This is a genomic window from Streptomyces sp. NPDC002793 (assembly GCF_040295485.1).
Taxonomy (GTDB): domain Bacteria; phylum Actinomycetota; class Actinomycetes; order Streptomycetales; family Streptomycetaceae; genus Streptomyces.
In genome coordinates this window covers 60,271-82,409 of sequence record NZ_JBEOVL010000006.1, presented here as the reverse complement: position 1 = coordinate 82,409, position 22,139 = coordinate 60,271, and the positions used below count along the sequence as shown (strand labels likewise).

At 73.7% G+C, this 22,139-nt stretch carries 11 protein-coding genes; 1 reads left to right on the top strand and 10 read right to left on the bottom strand.

The annotated features are described in order from the left end of the window. Nucleotides 1–36 precede the first annotated feature (36 nt). From ABT001_RS07740 to sbnA, 4 genes are read right to left on the bottom strand one after another with little or no spacing between them, the layout of a single operon-like run. Nucleotides 37–858, bottom strand: a complete 822-nt coding sequence (locus tag ABT001_RS07740; protein WP_351273843.1) for an ABC transporter permease — start codon at nt 856–858, stop codon at nt 37–39. Beyond that, nucleotides 855–8,033 carry a non-ribosomal peptide synthetase gene (locus ABT001_RS07735; protein WP_351273840.1) on the bottom strand — a complete coding sequence of 2,393 codons (7,179 nt, stop codon included), beginning with the start codon at nt 8,031–8,033 and terminating at the stop codon, nt 855–857. Before ABT001_RS07735 ends, ABT001_RS07740 begins: the two co-directional genes overlap by 4 nt. Continuing rightward, nucleotides 8,030–14,461 (bottom strand): non-ribosomal peptide synthetase, encoded by a 6,432-nt coding sequence (locus ABT001_RS07730; protein ID WP_351273837.1) that lies wholly within the window; start codon nt 14,459–14,461, stop codon nt 8,030–8,032. Before ABT001_RS07730 ends, ABT001_RS07735 begins: the two co-directional genes overlap by 4 nt. Before the next feature lie 59 nt (nt 14,462–14,520). Then, nucleotides 14,521–15,498, bottom strand: coding sequence for a 2,3-diaminopropionate biosynthesis protein SbnA (sbnA, locus tag ABT001_RS07725; RefSeq protein ID WP_351274297.1), 978 nt, complete (start codon nt 15,496–15,498; stop codon nt 14,521–14,523). 178 nt (nt 15,499–15,676) lie between these two features. Here sbnA and ABT001_RS07720 point away from each other — a divergent pair, with 178 nt between their 5' ends. After that, nucleotides 15,677–16,321 (top strand): LuxR C-terminal-related transcriptional regulator, encoded by a 645-nt coding sequence (locus ABT001_RS07720; protein ID WP_351273834.1) that lies wholly within the window; start codon nt 15,677–15,679, stop codon nt 16,319–16,321. A gap of 55 nt (nt 16,322–16,376) precedes the next feature. On the opposite strand, the gene ABT001_RS07715 is transcribed toward ABT001_RS07720, so the two are convergent. The 6 genes from ABT001_RS07715 to ABT001_RS07690 are packed head-to-tail and all read right to left on the bottom strand — an operon-like array spanning nt 16,377 to nt 22,138. Next, nucleotides 16,377–17,540 carry an acyl-CoA dehydrogenase family protein gene (locus ABT001_RS07715; protein ID WP_351273831.1) on the bottom strand — a complete coding sequence of 388 codons (1,164 nt, stop codon included), beginning with the start codon at nt 17,538–17,540 and terminating at the stop codon, nt 16,377–16,379. Then, nucleotides 17,537–18,196 carry an acyl-CoA dehydrogenase family protein gene (locus tag ABT001_RS07710; RefSeq protein ID WP_351273828.1) on the bottom strand — a complete coding sequence of 220 codons (660 nt, stop codon included), beginning with the start codon at nt 18,194–18,196 and terminating at the stop codon, nt 17,537–17,539. The genes ABT001_RS07715 and ABT001_RS07710 overlap by 4 nt, the downstream gene beginning before the upstream one ends. Then, nucleotides 18,193–19,092 (bottom strand): hypothetical protein, encoded by a 900-nt coding sequence (locus ABT001_RS07705; RefSeq protein WP_351273825.1) that lies wholly within the window; start codon nt 19,090–19,092, stop codon nt 18,193–18,195. The genes ABT001_RS07710 and ABT001_RS07705 overlap by 4 nt, the downstream gene beginning before the upstream one ends. Then, on the bottom strand, nt 19,089–19,367 hold the full coding sequence (locus tag ABT001_RS07700; RefSeq protein WP_351273822.1) for an acyl carrier protein: 279 nt from the start codon (nt 19,365–19,367) through the stop codon (nt 19,089–19,091). Before ABT001_RS07700 ends, ABT001_RS07705 begins: the two co-directional genes overlap by 4 nt. Before the next feature lie 55 nt (nt 19,368–19,422). Continuing rightward, a complete protein-coding gene (locus tag ABT001_RS07695) occupies nt 19,423–20,706 on the bottom strand; it encodes a type III PLP-dependent enzyme (protein WP_351273819.1) in 1,284 nt (427 codons plus the stop codon). After that, the gene (locus tag ABT001_RS07690; RefSeq protein ID WP_351273816.1) at nt 20,696–22,138 is read right to left on the bottom strand and encodes a preATP grasp domain-containing protein; all 1,443 of its coding nucleotides are present in this window, start codon (nt 22,136–22,138) and stop codon (nt 20,696–20,698) included. Before ABT001_RS07690 ends, ABT001_RS07695 begins: the two co-directional genes overlap by 11 nt. Nucleotide 22,139 lies beyond the last annotated feature (1 nt).

The following is a 22,139-nucleotide window of genomic DNA, read 5'->3' as shown; positions in this document are numbered from 1 at the left end:
CGCCACGGGCACCGTTGCGGCCTGGGTGCTGCCGGGCTACTCGGCGGTCGCCCGGAAGCGGCGGAGCCCGATCCAGACCGCGGCGGACAGCAGCACCGCGCCCCACATCGTGGCGGTCAGATACGGGTGGTCGACGGGGAAACCGCCCGCCGACCGGGCCGGGGTGCCCCACAGGTGGCGGCAGCTGTCGGCGAAGGCGCTCACCGGGTTCCACTCGACGACGGGCTGGAGCCAGCCGGGCAGGCTCCGGGTCGGGAGGACGGCGTTCGACAGGAAGGTGCACACCACCAGGACCAGGGCACCGACCGAGTCGATCGACTCTGCGTTGCGCACCAGGACACCCAGCACGATGCCGGCCCAGACCGCGACGAGGATGAAGGCGGCGGCCACCCCGAAGCCGGCGGCGATGGAGAGCGGGCCACCCTGCGGGCGCCAGCCGATGCCCAGTCCGGCCAGCGCCACCAGGACGAGCACCGCGAGTCCGATGAGCCAGTCGCCGAGCGCGTGGGCCACCAGGACCGCGGGCCGGGAGACCGGCAGGGAGCGGAAACGGTCCATCAGCCCGGTGCGCAGGTCGAGGGCGACGCTGACCGCGGTGGGGCCGATGCAGGCGAGGCCGACCTGCATCGCCGTACCGGCCATCAGGTAGTCCTGGTAACGCTCGCCCGGGGGCACGTCGATCGCGTTCTTGAACAGGTAGCCCACGGCGATGAGGATCACCAGGGGGTTGAGCGCCACGCCCACCAGACGGCCGGGGGCGCGGCCCAGGTGACGCAGCCGTCGCCCGGCGAGGACGACGATCTCCGTGAGGGGCAGTACGGCGGACACGGGGGCGCGGCCCGTGATGGTTGTACTCAACTGGCACTCCTGTGCAGTTCGGTGTCGAGGACACGGCCGATCTCGGCCTGGGGTTCGGGGTGCATCAAGTACTCGTGGACGTACGGCACCTCATGGACGGTGATCCGGCCCGACACGTGGGGCGCCCAGCGGTGGGCCGCGGCGGCGGTCCGCGCCGCGGGACCGGCCGTGGCGACGAACAGGGTCATGTCACCGTCCAGCCGGCCGGGTGCGTAACGGGTGGCCAGCTCGGCGTGGTGGCCCATCACCGCGATCAGCCTCTCCACGTCGGCCGTGGTGAGCCGGGCGAAGACGCCGCCCTGCCGGCGCAGTACGGCCACCACCTCGTGGGTGCCGGGCGGGGCGCCCTGGCCGCCGTCGTGGCCGACGTACTCCAGGAATCGGGAGAGCAGTTCCTCCTGTCCGGCCGGCGGCCCGTCGGCCACGGCGTCGTACGGGAAGGCGTCGAGGCAGGCCAGGTAGGCCACCCGCTCGCCCTCCTCCCTGAGGCGCAGCGCGACCCGGTGGGCGAGGAGGCCGCCGTAGGACCAGCCCATCAGGTGGTAGGGCCCGGCCGGCTGGACCGCGCGGATCTGTTCCAGGCAGCCCTCCGCCTGCGCTTCGAGGGTGTCCGACGGGACGCCGCCGGACGCCTGCGGTGCCTGGAGGCCGTAGAGGGGCCGTTCCTCGCCGATGTGCGCGGCGAGTCCCAGGTAGGGCAGGCTCAGCCCGAGGCCGCCGTGCAGGCAGAAGAGCGGGTCCCGGATGCCCGTGGCCCGGATCGGGAGCAGCGTGGCGAAGACGTCCTCCTGCGGACCCCGGCCCGCGCCGGAGACCTGGCCGGTGAGGTGCCGGACGGTGTCCCGGCCGTCGGCGAGGGTGCTCAGGGCGGCGACGGTCCGGCGGGTGAAGACGTCGGCCGCTGCCAGGGCGACGCCGTCCTTCGCGGCCCTGGCTGCGAACTGGACGGTGCCGATGCTGTTGCCGCCGAGGTCGAAGAAGTCGTCGTCGGCGCCGACGTCCGTGACGCCGAGGACCTCGCCGAACGCCCGGGCCACGGCCTTCTCCGTGGCGGTGACCGGGAGCCGCCCCCGCCCGCCGGCCCGCTGCGGGGCGGGCAGGGCCGTGGTGTCGAGCTTGCCGTTCACCGTGAGCGGGAGCGAGTCCAGCACGACGAGGTCCGAGGGCACCATGTAGTCCGGCAGCCGGCCCGTCAGCAGGTTCCGCAGCCCGGCGGTGTCGACGCGCCGGTTCTCGACCGCCACCAGGTAACCGGCCAGGGACTCGCCTCCCGACGGCTCGGTACGCACCACCACCGCGGCCTGGGACACGTCCTGGTGGGCGGTCAGTACGCTCTCGATCTCGCCGGGCTCGATGCGGTAGCCCCGGATCTTCACCTGCTGATCGGTCCGGCCGAGGTAGTCGAGACTGCCGTCGGCGAGCCAGCGGACCAGGTCACCGGTGCGGTACATCCGGCTGCCCGGCTCCCCGAAGGGGTCCGCGACGAATCTGCCCGCGGTCAGCGACGGGCGGTTCGCGTACCCGAGGGCCAGCCCTTCGCCGCCGACGTACAGCTCGCCGGGGACACCGGCCGGGACCGGGGAGAGCGTCTCGTCGAGGACGTACACGCGGTGGGCGGCCATGGGCCGGCCGATCGGCGGCCGGCCTCCGGCCGCCGCTGGGACCTCCTGGGCGGTGACGCACACGGTGGCCTCGGTGGGCCCGTAGAGGTTGAACAGCCGCAGCCGTGGGGCCCAGCGCTCGACGAGTTCCGCGGGGCATGCGGAGCCCGCCGTGGCGAGGATCAGGTCGTCGGGCAGCCGGCAGTCCGCGGGGAACGCCGTGATCACCACGGGCGGCAGGACCGCCAGATTGACCCGGTGCTCCGTCAGGAAGTCGGCGAGGGGCCCACCCATGCGCCGCTCCTCCCCGGCCTGGACGAGAGCGCCGCCCGTCATCAGTGCGGCGCACAGCTCCCACACCGCCGCGTCGAAGCTGAACGACGAGAACTGCAGCACCCTGGTTCCGGGCCCGGCGCCGAAGCGGTGCCGGTGGTCGTCGGCGAGGTTGACCGCGGTGCCGTGGGACACCACCACCCCCTTCGGACGGCCGGTGGAGCCGGAGGTGTGGATGACGTAGGCGGGGTCGAGCGGTGTCAGCGGGCGGGCCCGGTCGGTGTCGGTGAGCCGCAGCGCGGGCCGCGCCGCCAGGGCGGTGACGGTGTCCGGGTCGTCCAGGACGACACATCCTGCCCGTGGCACGCCCGCCCCGGTCAGCGCGCCGGAGCCGAGGACCCGTCGGGAGGTGACGAGCAGTTCGGTGGCCAGGTCGCCGAGTACGTACGCGATCCGCTCGGGCGGATGGGCCGGGTCGACGGGCAGGTACGCGGCGCCTGTCTTGAGCACCGCCAGTACGGCGAGAGGGAGTTCGGGGCCGCGGGGCAGGACCAGTGCCACGGTGCGGTCCGGTCCCGCGCCCCGGGCGGCGAGTTCCCTGGCGAGACGGTTGGCGCGGTCGTCCAGCTCGCCGTAGGTGAGTTCGCCGTCGTCCCGGACCAGGGCGGCGCTGTCGGGCTGCAGGTCGGCCCAGTGTTCGAACAGGGCGGGCAGGGTGGTGGTGGGCGCGGGAGGGGTGAGGTCGCCGCGGCCGAAGTGGTCGAGGATCCGGACGCGTTCGTCCGGAGCCAGGACGTCCAGGCGGCTCAGCGGGGTGTCCGGGGCGGACACGGCGGCGGCGAGCAGCCGCAGGAGGCGGGCCACCAGGGTCTCCGCCGTCTCCCGGTCGTACAGGTCGGCCGCGTACTCCAGGCGTCCCGACAGCGTGCCGGACCGTCCGGGGGCCGGGGCGGGGCGGTCGGAGAACTCGAAGGTGAGGTCGAACATGGCGGTCGGGCTGCCGGTCTCCACGAAGGTGGACGTCACCCCCGGTAGGGACAGCTCACGCTGCTCGGTGTTCTGGTAGACGAGCATCACCTGGAAGAACGGCTGGAGCGACAGCGAGCGTGTCGGCTGGAGGGCGTCGACGAGGGTGTCGTACGGCAGGTCCTGGTGGTCGTGGGCGTCGAGGTCGGTCTCCCGCACCCGGCCGAGCAGCTGCCTGAAGGTGGGGTCGCCCCCGGTGTCGGTGCGCAGGACCAGGGTGTTGGCGAAGAAGCCGATCAGGTCGTGCAGGGCGTCGTCGCGCCGGCCCGCGACCGGGGAGCCCAGCGGGATGTCGGTTCCGGCGCCGAGCCGGGTCAGCAGGGTGGCCAGGGCGGCGCGCACCACCATGAACGAGGTGGCTCCGGCGTCGCGGGCCAGTTCCCTCAGCGCGTCGCGGACCGGACCGGGCACGGTGAAGTGCACGTCGCCGCCCCGGTGTCCGGCGATCGCGGGACGAGGGCGGTCGGCCGGCAGCCGCAGTTCCCGTGGCGCGCCCCGCAGTGTGGACGTCCAGTAGGAGAGGTTCCGGCCGAGCGGACTGCCGGGGTCGTCGGCCGCGCCCAGGGCGTTCCGCTGGTGGAGTGCGTGGTCGGCGTACTGGACCGGGAGTTCGGGGAGCGCCGGTTCCGCTCCCGTGGCTCTGGCCCGGTAGGCGGCGGACAGATCGCGGGCCAGTACGTCGGCCGACCAGCCGTCGAAGGCGATGTGGTGGACCACCAGCAGCAGGATGTGCTCGTCGGGGGAGACGGCGAACAGCCGTGCCCGGAACGGCAGGTCCTCGGTCAGGTCGAAGGCGCGGTCCGCCTCGGCGGTCAGCAGGGCGGCCAGCGCGCCCGGGTCACCGGGGGCCTCCTCGGGCGGGAGCGCGGGCCGGGCGTCGGCGGCCGGGACGACGAACTGCTGGGGTTCGTCCCCCAGGACCGGGCAGACGGTACGCAGGATCTCGTGCCGGTCCGTCACGTCACCGAGCGCGGCGCGCAGCGCGGCCACGTCCAGACCGCCCGTCAGCCGGACGGTGTAGGGGAGGTTGTACTGCGTGCCGTCGGGGTCGAGACGGTTCAGCAGCCACAGCCGCCGCTGCGTGTGGGTCAGCGGTACGAAGGACGGCCGCTCGCCCCGCTCCGGCGGAGGTGGTGCCGGTGCGTCGGTGCCCAGGCCGCGCAGCAGGGCCGCGGGTGTGGGCCGCTGGAAGACGTCCCGGACCGTGAGGTCCGTGCCCAGGACCGCCCTGACCCGCGCGACGAGCCTGTTGGCCAGCAGCGAGTGCCCGCCGAGGTCGAAGAAGCTGTCGTCGGGTCCGGCACCGGCCAGACCAAGGACCTCGGCGAAGACGCCGCAGAGGATCTCCTCGCGCGGGTCCCGGGCCACGGCGACGGCCTCCGGAAGAACGTCGGGGGAGGGCAGCCGGCCCCGGTCGATCTTGCCGCTCGGGTTGAGCGGCAACGCGTCGAGGCGGACGAAGAACGAGGGGATCATGTACGGCGCCAGGACCCGGCCGAGCCGCTCGCGCAGCACCGTGTCGCCCACCGGTTCGTCGCCGAGCACCAGATAGGCGACCAGCCGGGGGTCCCCGGTGCGCCCTGTTCCGGCGATGTCCCGTGAGACCACCGCGGCCCGTGTGATCTCCGGCTGCTCGACGAGTGCCGCCTCGATCTCGCCGAGTTCGATGCGGTGGCCACGGATCTTCACCTGGTGGTCGACCCTGCCCAGGCAGTGCAGCAGGCCTCGTTCGTCCCAGCGGGCGAGGTCGCCGGTGCGGTACATGCGGGTCCCCGGCGGCCCGAAGGGGTCGGCCACGAAGCGTTCGGCGGTCTGTCCCGGCCGGTCGAGGTAACCGTGTGCCAGACCGCTGCCGGCGAGGAAGAGCTCACCCGTCACACCGGCCGGCACCGGGCGCAGCATGGTGTCCAGGACGTAGGCGCGGGTGTTGGCGATCGGCCGGCCGATCGGCGGGGCGCCGGTGGTGTCCCCGGTCACCGGCGCGCCCGTGGACCAGATGGTCGTCTCGGTGGGGCCGTAGAGGTTGAGGACCGAACTCGCCGCGCGCAGCAGGCCGACGGCGAGCGGCTCGGGCAGGGCCTCGCCGCCGGTGATGACCCGGACCCGGGCCAGGGCCTGCGGGTCGGCCTCCAGCAGCGCCTGCCAGTGACTCGGTGTGGCCTGCATGAGGGTGGTGCCGCTCTCCCTGACCAGCCGGGCCAGGGCGGGCGCGTCGCGTACGGTCGCGCGGTCGGCGATCACCAGCGGGATGCCGGTGAGCAGCGGGAGGAAGAGTTCGACCATCGCGATGTCGAAGCCGAACGTGGTCACGGCGAGGAACGTGTCCCCGGGGCCGGGGGAGTGCAGCCGCGCCATGTCGGACAGCAGGTTCACCAGGCCGCCGTGGGAGACCACCACGCCCTTGGGGCGGCCGGTCGAGCCCGAGGTGAAGATCGTGTAGGCGGGCAGACCGGCATCGAGCGGGCCGCCGCGTTCGGCGTCCTCGACGGCTGCGGGGGAGGTCCGGCTCAGCGCGGCCCGGGTGTCCGGGGCGTCGAGGACGAGCGGGGTCCCGGTGCCGGTGGGGGCCGCGGTGGTCGACTCGCTGACCACGAGGAGCGAGGGCGCCGCGTCCTGGAGGATCCGGGCGGTCCGCCCGGCCGGATGGTCGGGGTCGAGCGGTACGTAGGCGGCTCCGGCCCGGAGCACGGCCAGTGCGGCGACGACCAGGTCGGCGGAACGTTCCAGCAGGAGCGCGACCTGGTCGCCGCGGCGCACTCCGCGCGCCAGCAGCAGCCGGGCGAGCCGGTTGGCACGGTCCTCCACCTCGCGCGCGGTCAGGACGGTCGGTCCGTACCGCACGGCGGGGCGGTCCGGGTCGGCGGCGGCCCGCTCGGCCAGCCACCGGGGCAGCAGCCCGGCGGGGACCTCCTGCTCGGTGCGGTTGGGGTCCACCAGGATCCGGTCGCGTTCGTCGGGCGTCAGCAGGTCCAGGCGGGCCAGCGGGACGCCGTCGCTCTCCCCGATCCGCTCCAGGAGCCGGACCAGACGGGCCAGCAGGGCCCGGGCGCGTGCCGGGAGGACGAGGTCCGCCCGGTACTGAAGGGTCAACTCCAGTCGGGCCGGGCCGGGCAGGGCGACCAGGGACAGCGGGAACTCGGTGGCGTTGCGTATCCCGGCACGCAACAGGTCGACACCGGTGGCCTCGGCGAGTGCGCCGGGGGCGGGGAGCGGGAAGTTCTGGAACATGACGGCCGTGTCGAAGAGGCGGCCGGCCCCCGCTTCCCGCTGGATGTCGGCCAGCCCCAGATGGCGGTGCGGGAGCAGTGTGGCCTGCTCCCGCTGGAAGTCCTCCAGCACGGCGGACAGCGGACGCCCCGGATCGAGCCGGAGCCGGGCCGGGACGGTGTTGGCGAGCATGCCGATCATGGATTCCGCGCCTGGCACTCCGGTGCCGCGCACCGAGTCCACCACGCCGAACACCACGTCGGTGCGTCCGCTCTCCTGACCGACCAGCAGTCCCCAGCAGCCCTGGACCACGGTCGCCGGGGTCAGCCGGTGCGTCCTGGCCCAGGCCGCCAGCCGCTCGGCGGCGGCCCCGTCGAGCAGCGCGACGGCCGTGTCGGGCAGTCGGGCCGGCCGCTCCCCGGTGAGGGGCACGACCTCGGTGGGGCCGGTGATCCCGGCCAGTGCGGAGGCCCAGGCTCCGCGGGCGGCTTCCAGGTCCTGCGCGGCCAGCCAGGCGAGGTGGTCCCTGAACCGCGGAGGCGTACCCGGCGGCGCCTCGCCGGTGGCGTACCGGGCGAAGAGGTCGTCGAGCAGGAGCGGCATGGACCAGCCGTCCACCAGGATGTGGTGCACGGTGAACAGGAACCGGAAGCGGCTGTCCGGCAGCCGTACGAGGGTGCAGCGCAGCAGTGGCGGCCGGGCGAGGTCGAAGGGCCGGACGCGGTCCTCCTCGGTGATCCCGTCCAGGAGCCGGGAGTGTCCGGCGTCCGGCTCCCCGGTGAGGTCGATCTCCTCCCACGGCACGTCGACGGCCGCGGGCAGGATCTGTACGGGCTCGCCCGAGCGGCGGTCACGGAAGCACGCGCGCAGACCCGGATGACGTTCCGTCAGTCCGGTCACCGCGGCCCGCAGCGCCGCCGCGTCCAGGGGGCCGGCCAGGTCGGCCACCAGTTGCAGGACGTGGACGTCCACGTCAGGACCGGCCTGGGCATGGACGAGGAAGCTGTGCTGCAGCGGAGTGAGCGGCAGGAACTCGCTCGTGCTCGGTTTCCTCGGGGCGGTTGTCATCGGGGCTCCAGCTCTGTGTCGAGTTCGGCCATCTCGTCCTCGTCGAGCGTCAGCAGGGCGGGCTGGGCCGGCGGGTCCTCCGGGTCGGCGGGTGGGAGGCCTGCGGCGGGCAGCGCGGCGAGGGCGGCCGGGGTCCGGTGCTCGAAGATGTCGCGGGGGGTGAGGGCGATGCCCTGCTGCCGGGCGCGGTTGGCGAGGTGGATGGCGGTGATCGAGTCACCGCCCAGGACGAAGAAGTTGTCGGTGCCGGTGACCGCGTCGTGGCCGAGCGCCTCGGCGAAGAGCGCGCGGATCCGGTTCTCCAGGACTGCGTCCGGACGGGCGGAGCGGGACGGCGCACCGGGGGCGCGTACCGGCCCCGGTGCGGTGGAGGCGGACGGTTCGGCACGGGTGACGCCCAGCTCCCCGGCCAGTCGTGCGGCTTCCTCCTCGCCGGCGCGGAGCCGGGCCACGGGCGCCTCGGGGTCGGCTGCCAGCGAGGTGAGCACCGTGCGGAACCGGGCGGCGACCAGGGCCACCGCCTCCTCGCCGAGGACGTCCCGCGCGTGGTCGAAGCGGATCTCCAGCCGCCGCCCGGGCCGTACGACCAGACTGAGCGGGTAGTGCCGGGCGTCGCGGGCGGTGACGGAGGTGATCCGCGGTCCTCGTCCCTCCGCCGCCGTCCCACCCGTCGGGAAGTTCTCGAACACCAGGGCCGTGTCGAACGGCTCGCCGGTGCCGGCCAGCGCCGGACTACCGCCGATGGCCTCGCCCAGCCCCACGTGTCCGTACTCACGCAGCAGGGTCTGTTCGTCCTGCAGCCGTCGCAGGAACACCACGACGGACTCCTCGGCGCGGAGGACCACCCGGACCGGCAGCGTGTTGAGGAACGGTCCGACGATCGTCTCGACGCCGGGCAGTTCGGCGGGGCGGGTCGAGACCGTGGCGCCGAACACCACGTCGTCGCGTCGGGTCAGGTCTCCCGTCAGGATCGCCCAGGCAGCCTGGACCAGGGTGTTCACGGTGACGTCCCGTGCCGAGGCGAACGCCGTGAGCGTGTCGGTCTCCGTCCCGGTGAGGTGGAGCGGCAGCGAGGAGGGTTCGGTGTGCGCCCGGCCGGCCGCCGTGGGCCACAGGAGGGTCGGCCCCGGTACCCCGTCGAGCGCCGCGTGCCAGTGCCGCCGTGCGGCCTCGTGGTCCTGCCCGGCCAGCCGGTCCAGGTAGGTGCGGAAGGGCACCGCGGCGCGCGGCCACGGGTCGCGTCCCCCTTCGGCGTAGCAGTCGAGCAGATCGCGTACGAGCAGCGGCATGGACCAGCCGTCGACGAGGATGTGGTGCAGGGTCCAGATCAGGTGGAACCGGTCGTCGGCCAGCCGGACCAGCGTCCACCGCATCAGCGGGGGCCGGGAGAGGTCGAACCGCCGCCACCTGTTCTCGGCGGCGACCCGGCCGACTTCGGCCAGGGCCTCCTCCGCCGGGAGCCCGGAGAGGTCGACGCGGACCAGCGGGACGCGCAGCCCGCCGTGGAGTACGGCGAGCGGCCGGCCGCGCCCGGAGAGCCGGAACCCGGCGGTCAGCACGGGGTGCCTGCGCAGTACGGCGGCGAGGCAGTCCTCCAGCAGCCCGGCGTCCACCGGGCCGGCCAGATCGGCCCCGATCTGGAGGGTGTACAGGTCGGGGCCGGCGTCGCCGGAACCGGACTGGAACATCAGCCCGCGCTGCAGGGCCACCAGCGGCAGGACGTCGGTGACCGGCCCGTCGCCCTGTTCGGCGGCGACGCGCTCCACGGCGTCGATCTCGTCCTGGTCCAGTGCCACCAGCGGTACGTCGGAGGGGGTGAGCCCGCCCGCGCCCGGTCGCGCGCAGTGCCGGAGCAGCGCGCGCAGCGCCGCGAACCAGCCCTCGGCCACCTCGCGGACCTCCGCCTCGGTGAACCGGTCGTCGGCCCAGAGCCAGTCGGCGGCCAGCCGGGGCAGGCCGTCCCGGTCCTCGGTGGCGGCGGTGACCGCCAGCGGGTGGCGCAGGGGCATGGCCGGGTGGACACCGGTGCCGACCACCGTGCCGCCGCCCTCCAGCGCCCAGGAGGCGCCGGAGTCGCCGGTCCGGAACCGGCCCAGGTAGTTGAAGCCGACCTGCGGGACGGGCGTCGCCGCCAGCAGCCGGGCGGAGCGCGGGTCGAGGTGCCGGAGCATGCCGTGCCCGATGCCCCGGTCGGGGACGGCCCGCAGCTCCTCCTTGGCGCGTTTGACGACACCGGCGAGCGCCGGCCCGCCGCGCCGTGCCTCCTCCCGGTCGAGGCCGTCGAGGTCGATCCGTACCGGGAAGACGGTGGTGAACCAGCCGACGGTGCGGGAGAGATCGGCGTGGTCGTCGATCTGTTCGCGGCCGTGTCCCTCCACCTCGATGACGGCCGCCGAGGTGTCCGCGGCCGTCCGGCGGTCGGCGAGGGCGAGGGCGAGGGTGCCGAGGAGGATGTCGTTGATCTCCCCGTGGAACGCGGTGGGCACCTCGGTCAGCAGGGTCGCGGTCTCCTCGGCGGACAGCTCCAGGCGCAGCCGGCCGGCCCGCCCGTAGGTGTCGTGGGTCGGGTCCAGGGGCCGGCCGCCGGCCGCGAGGACACCGGCCGTGCGCGCGGTCCAGTACGGGAGTTCGGACAGCCTGCGGTGGCTGCGGGCCTGTTCGGCCAGGATCGTCGACCACCGGCGGTAGGAGGTGGGCACGGGCGCGAGTGCCGGTGCGCGTCCGTCCCGTACGGCCGTCCACGCGGCCTCCAGGTCCCCGACGACGATCCGCCAGGAGACCCCGTCCACCACGGTGTGGTGGGCGAGCAGCAGCAGCCGCCCGGGGAGGAGCACGGCCTGGAGCAGGATCCCGTCCTCGGGCCGCAGGCGGCGGCGCGCGGCTTCGGCGGCGGCGGCCGTCGCCTCCTCCGTCCCGTCGTCCGTGCCGACGGTGGTGATCAGCTCCCGGGCGTCCACGGAACCCGGCTCGGCGACCCGCAGGGTCCGCACCCCCGGCGCCGGTTCGCCGGTGCGCGTCCTGAGGACGTCGTGCCGGTCGAGGAGTGCCTGGAGCATCACGGTGAGCCGGTCCGCGTCCAGTTCCCCGGGGACGCGCACCACGACGAACTGGCTGTACTCGCGGGCCACCGCGTCGGACAGGCCCGCCAGGTCCTCGTACAGCTGCGCGATGATCGGGGTGGGCGCCACCTCGCCGGTGCCGTCGTCCGGGGCCACCGGCTCGTCACGGGTGACCGAGGCCCGCCCGGCGAGGGCCGCCGGGGTCTTGAGGGAGAACACGTCCCGAGGGGTGAGCCCGATGCCGTGCGCGCGGGCCCGGCTGACGAGCTGGATGGCGGTGATGGAGTCCCCGCCGAGCGCGAAGAAGCTGTCGTCGGGGCGTACGCCGGTGAGGCCCAGGATCTCCGCGAACAGGGCGGTCAGGGTGTGTTCGGGGCTGCCGGCCGGCCGCTCCGGTGCGGCGTCCGTGGCAGCGGTCGCGGTCACGGCGTCGGCCGTTGCCCCGGACGGGGCGGTCGAGGTGCGCGTCAGGGCCACCCGGTCGACCTTGCCGTGGGGCGTGAGCGGGAAGCGGGGCAGCGGGACGAAGCGGCCCGGGACCATGTAGTCGGGCAGGAGCTCGGCCAGGGCGGAGCGTATCGCGGGCACTTCGTCCGGGGCCGTCACGAGGAATCCGGTCAGGCGGGTGTGGCCGCTCGCGCCGGTCGTGGCCACCACCGCGGCGTCGGCCACCTGGGGCAGGGTGCGCAGGACGGCCTCGATCTCACCCAGTTCGACACGGTGGCCGCGGACCTTGACCTGGTGGTCCAGGCGCTCGATGAACTCCAGCATGCCGTCGGGGCGCCACCGTGCGTGGTCGCCGGTGCGGTAGAGCCGGGTGCCGGGCGGGCCGTAGGGGTCGGCCACGAAGGTGGCGGCGGTCCTGGCGGCCTGACCGAGGTAGCCGCGCCCCACACCGGTGCCGGCCACGTAGAGCTCGCCCGGGACACCGGGCGCCGCGGGCAGCAGATCCCGGGTGAGGACGTGGAGGCGGGTGGCACGCAGCGGGACGCCGATGGGCGTGCGGGTCGTGCCGATGGGGACGTCCGGGAGCAGCCGGGCGTGGGTGACGTCGTCGGAGCACTCGGTGGGCCCGTAGGCGTTGGTGACAGGGATGTCCGGGAAGAACGTCCACCAGCGGTGGCACAGGTCGACCGGGAGTGCCTCACCGGTGACGACGAGGTGCCGCAGGGGGCCGGGGTCCGGTGCCTTCCCGTCGAGCTCCCACGTGTCGAGCGCGGCCCGCAGCAGGGTGGGGACGACCTCCAGGACCGTGATCCCCTCCAGGGTCACGGTGGCCATCAGCGCGTCCGGGTCCGCCGCGGTCGCCCGCGAGACGGAGCGCACGGTCCCGCCGGTCAGGAGCGGGGCGAGCATCTGCCAGACGGACACGTCGAAGGTGACCGGTGCGTTGTGGATCAGCCGGTCGCCCGCCGTCAGGCCGAAGTCCTCCACCTTCGCGACGAGGTGGTTGTTCATGCCGGCGCGGTGCACCATGGCGCCCTTGGGCTTGCCGGTCGAGCCCGAGGTGAAGATGACGTAGGCCAGGTCGTCCGGCTGTTCGTCCACCGCGCCGAGGCCGTCCACCGGCCACACACCGCCGGTGAGCCCCTCAGCCGTGCAGAGGTGTACGCGGACGGGGGCGCCGTCCCGCTCGGGCGTCTCCGCCGCGATCGCCGCCGCCCGTTCCGTGTGCCCGGGGTCGGTGATCAGGTGGCGCAGGCCGGCTTCGTGGGCGAGCGCGGTGGCGCGTGCCGGTGGGGCGTGGACGTCCAGCGGGACCCAGGCGGCGCCCGCCGTGAGGACGGCGACCACCGAGGCGGTGAACAGCGCCCCGGGTTCGGCGAGGATGCCGACCGGTGTGTCGGGGCCCGCTCCGGCGGCCCGCAGCTCGCGGGCGACGGTGTCGCTCCACACGGCCAGCGCGGAGTAGGACACCTCGGTGGTGTCGTCGCGCAGGGCCGTGGCGGCGGGTGTCGCCGAGGCCCACTCCCGCAGGCGCGCCACCACCGGAAGGTCCCCCGCGCCCCCGGCGGCCGGCACGGGCCCGGTGCCCAGACGGTCGAGGAGGGCCTGCTCGTCGGCGGTGACCAGACCGATCCTGCCGAGCGGCGTACGCGGGTCGGTCGCGCCGAGCCGGCACAGGAAGGCGGCGAAGCGGTGCAGGTGGGCGGCGGCCTCCTCGTCCTCGTAGAGCGCGGGATTGCCGTTCAGGTGCAGTTCGACCGTGCCGTGCGAACCCTCCAGGACGGTGATCATCAGGTCGTCGACGATCCCGGTGGACATGTTCCGCAGCCGTGCCTCGCAGGGGCCGAGCCGCAGCTCGGGTTCCTGCGGGAGGACGTTGACGAAGGGTCCGAAGGGCCGGCGGTCGTCGCTGCGCAGTCCCATGTGGCGCCGGACGCGGTCGGCCGGGTAGCGCTGGTGGCGCAGTGTCCGGGCCAGCGTGCGGGAGACGTCGGAGAGCAGCTCACCGACGGTGGTCCCGGGCGTCGGACGCGCCGGGAAGGGAAGGTAGTTGGCCACCATCCCCGGGACCGAGCGGGCCCTGGCCGTCAGCCGGGCGGTGACCGGCAGGGTGAGCAGGGCGTCGTCCGACCCGGTGGACTTCGCGGTGTAGGCGGCGGCCGCCGCGATGACGAAGGTGGGCCAGGTGACCCCGGCAGAGGCGGCGGCGGCCCGCAGCGGCTCGACGGCACCTGCGTCCAGTTCGACGGTGTGCCGGCGCAGTTCGGTGCCCGGCACGGGGTCGCCGGACGCCAGGCTGACCGGTGCGGGCGCGTCGACCGTGTGGCGCTGCCAGAACACCCCGTCCTTCTCGACGGCGCGGGACTCCAGGTAGGCGGTCTCCTCCTCCAGCAGCACGGCGAGCGGGGGCAGCGGCCGGCCGGGCGGCGGCTCGTCGTCGACCAGGGCGCTGTAGACCGCGCTGAGCCGCTGGTACACCGCCACTCGGCTGTAGCCGTCGGAGAGCAGGTGGTGCATGGCCAGGTACAGGAGCGAACGCCCGGCCGACACACGGATGAGGCTCATCCTCAGCAGCAGGCCGCCGCGCAGCGCGAACGGCCGTCGCAGGTCCTCCTCCATCAGCCGTCGCGCCTCGGCGAACGGGTCCGGGTGGTGCATGAGGTCGAAGGTGTCCAGCGGCAGCCCGTCCAGGGGCACGATCCGCTGTACGGGCCTGCCGTCCACCTCGTCGAAGCGCGCCCGTGTGCATTCCGCCTCGTCCAGGACGATCTCCAGTGCACGCACCAGGAGCCCCTCGTCGAGGGGCCCTGAGATGTCCAGGTAGTCCGCCATCTGGTAGGCGAGACGGCCCTCGGTGAACTGTTCGTCGTACCAGATGCCGGTCTGTGCGCCGGTCAGGGGAAAGCTGCTGGCTGAAGTCAAGGCGAGCTCCGGTCGGGAAGGACGGATGGTGCGCCGCACGCCGTACGGGCGGCCGGGGTTCAGACGACGGCGGTGGGCGCGTCTTCCAGCACGGTGGGTCCGTAGATGTCGGCCACCCACTGGTCCTGGTAGACGGTGTCCAGGTAGCGGTCCCCGAGATCGGGGGAGATCGCCACCGCGTCGGCGAGCGGGCCGAGCGGGTTCCGGGCGAGCCAGGAGACGGCGCCGCTGACGACGGTCCCCGTGGAGCCGCCGAACAGGAAGCCCCTGCCGGCCATTTGGCGGCAGGCGCGGATCGTGTCCGGCTCCGCCACCATGACCACGTCGTCCACGAAGGACTCGTCCAGCAGTTCCGGCCGTACGCCGGTGCCGAGCCCGGGGATCATCCGGTCTCCGGGCGGCCTGCCGAAGGTGACGGATCCGACGGCGTCCACCGCCACGATCCGGACCGAGGGACGGTACTCCCTGAGGTACCGGGCGCACCCCATCAGCGTGCCGGTGGTCCCGGCACCCACGAAGAGCACCGAGAGGGCGGGGAACGCCGAGAGGATCTCGGGCCCGGTCCACTGGTAGTGGGCCTGCCAGTTGGCGGGGTTGGCGTACTGGTTGAGCCAGTGGACGTCGCTGCGGGACGCGCACAGCTCCCGTACGTGGCGGATGCGGGCACCGAGCAGACCGTGCACCGGATCGGGCGTGGTGACGATGTGCACCTGCCCGCCCAGCGCCTGCATCATCTGCCGGGCGCCCAGCGTGCAGCGGGAGTCCGTGACGCAGATGAAACCGTATCCGCGACTGGCGGCCACCAGGCTCAGGGCGACGCCGAGATTTCCGGACGAGCTCTCCACCAGGGTGGAACCGGGTCCCAGCAGGCCGGACCGCTCGGCGGCGTCGACCATGGACCGGGCGGCCTTCAGCTTGATGGAACCCGCGAAGTTGAATCCCTCGCATTTCAGCATCAGGCGTGCGCCGACGGTCTCTTCGAGATCGATGAAGAGATCACCGGAGTTGAATTCATGGGGTCGGGATATGACGTTGATGACGCACCTGCCAGATGACGGCGGATACAGGGCGGCTTGATCCTGACAAGGAGCGCTGACATCTGGATGACCGGACACTTACCACGGAACGGGCTTGTACCGGACCGGCCCCGTTGATAGCTTCCGACCGGTGTCCGGCCGCGAGGTGACCGGGCCGGGGGATGCGGGGGGACCGACGATGCGTCTGGTGTTGGCCGAGGACCAGTACCTGCTCCGCGCTGGGCTGACCCAGCTGCTGGAGGCCAACGGGTTCGACATCGTGGCGGCGGTGAGCACGGGCCCCGACCTGGTCGAAGCCCTCGACGAACACCGCCCCGACATCGCCCTCGTGGACATCCGGATGCCGCCCACCCACACCGACGAGGGACTGCGCGCCGTGCTGCACGCCCGTGCCCGCAGGCACCAGCCGGCGCTCGTCCTCTCCCAGTACGTGGACCAGCTGTACGCCCGCGAGCTGTTGGCCGACCGGCGCGGCGGGGTCGGCTATCTCCTCAAGGACCGCGTGTTCGACGGGGGGCAGTTCGCTTCGGCCCTGCGCCAGGTGGCGGGCGGCGGCACGGTGATGGACCCCAAGGTCGTCTCGGGCATGATGACGCACAACGCCCGCAACGAACGCCTGGCCCGCCTGACCGACCGCGAACGCGAAGTGCTCTCGTACATGGCGGAGGGCCGCTCCAACGCCTCCGTCGCAGCGGCCCTGGTCATCACCGAGAAGGTGGTGGCGAAGCACATCAACAACATCCTCGCCAAGCTCGAACTGCCGCCGTCGAAGGATGAGAACCGGCGCGTCCTGGCCGTACTCACCTACCTGGAACGGGCCTGACCGTCCGGGGCGCACGACCGGAGGGGCGGGTGTCCGGGGGGCACCCGCCCGTGCTTCACCGGAGGTCGCTCTCCAGCTCGTTCGCCAGCAGTCCCGGGAACAGGTTCAGGTGCTGGATGTTCCGGGTGCCTTCCATGAACTCGGCTCCCCTGGCGTCCCTGACCAGCTTGTCCAGCTCCGGATGGTTCGCCCTGGCCGCGGGGCCGAGCAGATCGCAGGCGGCCAGTGTGGTCTCCTCCGCCAGCGCGCAGGCGCGGGCCTTGGCCGCGGAGGCCACCCTGCCCCGGCCCGTGGCGTCCACGTCCGCCGCCGCCCGGTGCACCAGGGCCCGGGTGGCGGAGATCCGCGTCCCCAGGTCGTCGATCCGGTCACGGTCCGCACCGGTGGCGGCCGGGCGCCGGAGCACCACGTAGTCGTGCGCGGCGGCGGCCACCCCCAACGCCAGCGCGGCGACCGTGGGCCGTAGCCGGTTGAAGACCTGGACGCAGCTCCAGATCCCCCGCCTGGCCGGCGAGAGGTGCCGGCCGAGGACCTGCCACGGCTCCACCTCCACGTCCTCCAGACGGACCGCGGACAGCCCGGCGCCGCGCAGACCCAGGGTCGGCAGCGCCTCCGCCCGGTAACCGGGGCTCACGGTGTCCACCAGCACGGCGGTCACCCCGAGCGGACCCGGCCGGGTGCGGGCGAGCACCGAGACGTAGCGTGCCCGGCAGGCGTTGCCGATGTAGCGCTTCGCCCCGGTCAGGAGCAGCCCGCCGTCCTTCCCCGGGCGCAGCGCCGTGGTGATCGCGGAGGCGTCCGAACCGCGGTCGGGTTCGGTCAGCGCGAAGGAGGTCCAGGTGGGAGAGGCGGCCACCGTGCCGTAGAACCGGTCCCGTTGCTCGTGGTCGCCGAGCTGCTCCATGAGCACCCCGGACATCGAGACACCGGGCGCGGCCAGCACCATGCCCATGTCGCCCCGGGCCAGGTTCTCCGTGAGAACGGCCCGCTCCAGCGCGGTGGTGCCGCTGTAGCGGTGCCGTCCGACCTCCAGCGGAGGGGCGTACTCGGGCGGGATGCCGAAGGTGCTCAGACACCGCACTCCCGGCAGGTCGAGGAAGCCGTCGACGCGGTCGGGGTCCTCGTCCAGGGCCAGGGCGCCGGCCCGGAAGCCGGCGCTCCACTCGCGTGCCTGGTGGCCGAGGGCGGCCAGCCGTTCGTCCGGTCCGTACGCGGTCACCGGGCTCCCTCCGTGTCCTGGTGGACGTCGGCCAGCAGTTCCGACAGATGGGCCACGCCGCCGGGGCCGTCGGCCAGGAACCCATGGGCGCCGAACAGGCGGAGCAGGGCCCGCCCGTTCTCGGTCACCTGGGCGTGCGGCCCCCGCAGCCGCGCTGCCGGCACGTCGTCCGCCGCGCCTTCCCCGAGCCACGCGGCCAGCTCCAGCTGCGCCGCGGTGGCCTCCGCGAGCTGGGCCTTCACCAGCGGCTGGAGCAGCACGGTGCTGTCACCGCTCGGGCGGTCGCGGAGGTGCTCGACGCAGGCGCGGCGCAACGCCTCGGCCAGGCCGAGCCGCAGCCAGAGCAGCGCCGCCGCGTCGAACGGCGGGGCGCACCGGTCACCGGGGCCGACCCGGTCCACGCGTACGAGCGTCAACGGCCCGCCGGGCAGGGCGTAGGTGCGCAGGGCCTCGACGGATCGCCCCGCGTATCCCGCGAGTTCGGCGTGTTCCTGAGGCAGGACGGCGAAGCCGTGCGGCGCGTGGGGCGGAACGGCCGGGTCGGGCGGTCCGAGGAGCTCGCGCAGCGCGGGGGCCGCCCCCTGGGTGCGCGCGAGGTCGCGTACGCGGGCTCCGGGCGTCGTCGGAGGCGTTCCGTCACGCACGGGTGTGGTCATGCTCCGGGCCCTTCGATCCGGCACAGCGACAGATCACCCAGTTCGCTGTCGTACTCCACGAGCAGGAGCGCGCGCGCGTCGTCGTCCCGGGGGAGGCCGGGCAGCAGTCCGAGGACCCCGGTGGACGGCCGGCCCTCCGGGCCGCGCCGGACGGGGCCGCGTCCGGCCGGTATCCAGCCGGGCGCGATGCCGGAGCCCGCCAGCACCCGCGCGCGGCCTTCCGGGTCCGCCTCCGTGAGCAGGGCGCGCAGCCGGCCGGCCGCGCGCTGCGGGGACACGCCGTGTTCCTGCCGGACCCGGTAGGAGCCGGACGAGTCGTCCGGGCCCGCCTCCAGGACCAGCAGGACCGCCCCGTCCCCGTCGACGCGCCAGACGTCGGGCACCTCGTTGGCGTACGGGGTGAACGACTGGTCGAAGACCATGACCATCGCCCTGCGGTGGCCGTGCCGCCGCCAGTGGCTGGTGACGAGCCTCAGGGCCGTGAACGGCGTGCTCCGGCCCTGCTCGGTGACGCCGAGGACCGTCGGTTCCCCGGGGAGCCGTTCGGCGAGGGCCGCGGCGGCCAGGGTGGTGGGGGTGAAGTCGGGTGCCGTGTGGGCGAGGACCAGCAGGTCGACCGGTTGTTCCACGTCGACCGGCCCCGCCGGTGGGACGTGCCCGGCGGTACCCGCCGTCCAGGCCTTCGCCGACGCGGCCAGCAGCGCGGCGCCCATGTCCTCGAAGGTGTTGCCCGCCGGCTGCTCGGCGAGGCCGGGGCGCAGGGCCGCCCCTGCCTGCTCCGCCTGGCTCCGCGCGTACTCCAGGTCCTCCACCCGCTCGCCGAAGCGGCGGTGCCCGGGGGTGAGGCGGCACGCGGCGACGGCGGTGACGACAGGGCCGACGGCTGCCGGCGTCATGATCCCGTCTCGGCGAGGACGAAGTCCGTCAGCGAGGCGACGGTGGCGAAGTGGCCCATCTCCAGCTCGTCCGTGTCGAACTCGCAGCCGGTCAGGTCCTCCAGACGCAGCAGCAGGTCGAGCACACCGGTCGAGTCCAGCCCCAGTTCGCCGAAGAGTTCGGTGTCCGGTGCCAGGCCGGTCAGGTCGCGTTCCAGTACGTCGCCGAGCGCTTCGGTGACGGCGGCGGCGATCCGGGCGCGGTCGACGGCCGGGGTCTGTGCTGTCTCGGTCATGGCAGTGGCCTTTCCAGATGTTCGGGTGAGGTGGGCGGGGGTGCGGGCCGCGGGCTCAGCCGGTCGCGGAACCGGACGGGCGGTACAGCCGCTGCTTGCGCAGGAGGTCGTCGGCGGTGTCCGGCTCACGGACCAGGTGGGCCCTTCCCTCGTCGACCAGGACCTCGGCGGGGTGGCCGTGGCCCAGGAAGAGCACGGGGGAGGCACTCGGTCCGTAGGCGCCGGAACGCTCCACACCGAGCAGGTCGCCCTCACGCAGGGCCGGCAGCGCGGCCCGCTTGCACAGGGTGTCGTTGGGGGTGCAGAGCGGCCCGGTGACGTTCCAGGTCTCGTCGGCGGGTGCCCCGCCACGGCTCAGCAGACGGATCGGGTAGTTGCGCTTCACGAAGGAGCCGATGCCGACGGCGGCCATGTGGTGGTTGGTGCCGCCGTCCGTCACGGCGAAGTTCTCGCCCAGCGAGGTCTTGGCGTACCGCACCCGCACCACGTACGTCCCGCTCTCGGCCACCAGGTACCGGCCGAGCTCCATGATCAGGCGGGTGTCGGGGTTGCGGGCGCCGAACGCGTCCAGGACCGGGTTGAGGTCCTTGGCCAGCAAGGGCAGGTCGAGGTCGCGTTCGCCGTCGAAGTACGCGACGCCGAGGCCGCCGCCGATGTCGACCATCTCCAGCTCGAAGCCGTGGTGGCCGGCGATGCGCGGGGCCAGTTCCAGGATCCGTTCGGTGTTCCGGACGATGGTCTCCTCGCTCAGGATCCGCGTCCCCAGGTAGACCTGGACCCCCATCAGCCGCAGATGGCGGTGGCGGCCGGCGAGCGGTGCGTGCTCCATCAGCTGGATCTCGTCGATGCCGAACTGGCGGGGCTTGCCGCCCATGGTCAGCCCGGATCCCTTGACCGCGAACGCGGGGTTCACCCGCAGCGCCACCGGGGCGACGGTGCCGAGCCCGGCGGCCACCTCCTCGATCAGTTCCAGCTCGCCGAAGGACTCGCAGATGACGGCGTGGATGCCCAGCTCCAGGCAGGCGGTGATCTCCGCGCGGCTCTTGCCCGGCCCCAGGAAGACGATGTCGCGCGGCTCCACGCCGGCCCGCACCGCGGTGCGCAGCTCGGTCATCGAGGACACCTCGGCGCGCACGCCCTGGGAGTGGAGCAGGGCGCAGAGGGAGATGTTCGGGTTCGCCTTGAGGGAGAAGAACACCTCCAGGCGCGGGTGGAGCAGTTCCCGCAGGTCGTCGGCGCGTCGGCGGAGCGCGGCGCCGTCGTAGAGGAAGAGAGGGGTGCCGAACTGCTCGGCCAGGGCGCCGATGCCCAGCCCCTGTACGGCGAACTCATCGGTCATGGCGGATACCTTCCGGAAGAGGCGGACCGAACCGGCGGAGACGTTCTTCGACGGCGGCGTCGAGCGCGGCCAGCCGGGCGGGCGAGTCCGCCACCACGAGGCCGTAGAGCCGGCCGTGGTACGGACCCCCGCCGGTGGCACCGGCGTTGACGGTCGCGAAGTTGTTGACGACGAAGCCGCTGCCGTCCGGCCGGTCGAGCAGCAGGTCGCCCAGGCAGCGGCTGAGGGCGGCGAAGTCCAGCTCCGCGTCGAGGAGGAGGGGATGGTGCCGGGCGAGTGCGCACCGCCCGGGGCCGACGAGGCGTTCCTGGAGCCGGGTCTGGTAGGTGGACATGTTGTTGCGGGCGTTGATCTCGATCACCGGGTAGACGCCGTCCTCGGGGTCGACCATCGCGTCGACCCCGACCACTCCCCAGAAGCCGTCGGCGGCGAGCTGCTTGCCGAGCAGCCGTGCCGCGGTGCCGATCTCGTCGAGCTGCCGTTCGGAGAGCGCGGGCGGGAAACGGTGTCCCTTGTGCACGCCGCCCTCGGTCAGGGCCTCCTTGACGAAGTCGAGGTGGACCTCACCGTCCCGGCCCAGGGTGAACTGGTAGTTCAGGTCGGCCCGCTTGGCCACCTTCTCCTCGACGACGAACGCGATCCGGTCGGTGCCGGACTTCCGCGCGGACCTGTCGATCAGGGTGCGCAGCCGGGCCAGCCGCCGGCTGTCGGCGACTTCGGCGATCCCCTTGCCGGAGACGCCGTAGGCCTCCTTGACGAGGAGGGTGCGGCCCTCGTCGAGCAGGGCGGTGGCCGCTTCCACGGCCGCGTCGAGTTCGTCCAGGGAGGCGCAGGCCCAGCCCCGTGGCTGGCGCAGCCCCAGCAGGTCGGCCGCCCGACGGCTGTAGACCTTGCTGTTGACCGGTTTGCTGACGGCGGCTCCCGGCACCGCGAGCGGGATGCCCGCCCGGTCGGCGAGCTCCTCCTCCAGGGCGGAGGCGCCGTGCGGCAGCAGGCGTGCGCCCCGCGTGCCGAGCTCGCGCAGGGTCACGAGAAGGCCGGGATCGGCCAGCGCGTCCTGGGTGACGATGTGTGCCGGGACCTGGTTCCGCACCACGTGGACGGTCGGCAGTCCGAGGCCGAGCCGTTCCAGGTGGCGGAGGTAGCCGGGGTCCGGCGCGGACTTGAGGATCACGTGGTCGTCCCGGCCGCCGAGCAGCAGCGCGAACTCGTCCATGCGGTTGACGACCGCCACGCCGCCCTCGGCGGAGAGCCTGGGAAGGCCGGCCTCCCCCCGGGCCCACTGCTCCTCCACCTCGAAGTTGCCCAGGAAGACCAGGGGTGTCGACGGGTCCCCGGTGACGGCGTGTTTGAGCCGCGTTCCGAAGCCGGGCGGGGCGGCCTCCTCGCGGGCGCTCGCCCCGGGCTGGTCCATGTGTCCGTTCTCGGGCATG

Bases quoted from the DNA above. Each gene is read 5' to 3' on its own strand.
- ABT001_RS07690 (WP_351273816.1), bottom strand. From the start codon at position 22,138: ATGCCCGAGAACGGACACATGGACCAGCCCGGGGCGAGCGCCCGCGAG.
- ABT001_RS07700 (WP_351273822.1), bottom strand. From the start codon at position 19,367: ATGACCGAGACAGCACAGACCCCGGCCGTCGACCGCGCCCGGATCGCC.
- ABT001_RS07735 (WP_351273840.1), bottom strand. From the start codon at position 8,033: ATGACAACCGCCCCGAGGAAACCGAGCACGAGCGAGTTCCTGCCGCTC.
- ABT001_RS07705 (WP_351273825.1), bottom strand. From the start codon at position 19,092: ATGACGCCGGCAGCCGTCGGCCCTGTCGTCACCGCCGTCGCCGCGTGC.
- ABT001_RS07695 (WP_351273819.1), bottom strand. From the start codon at position 20,706: ATGACCGATGAGTTCGCCGTACAGGGGCTGGGCATCGGCGCCCTGGCC.
- ABT001_RS07710 (WP_351273828.1), bottom strand. From the start codon at position 18,196: ATGACCACACCCGTGCGTGACGGAACGCCTCCGACGACGCCCGGAGCC.
- ABT001_RS07720 (WP_351273834.1), top strand. From the start codon at position 15,677: ATGCGTCTGGTGTTGGCCGAGGACCAGTACCTGCTCCGCGCTGGGCTG.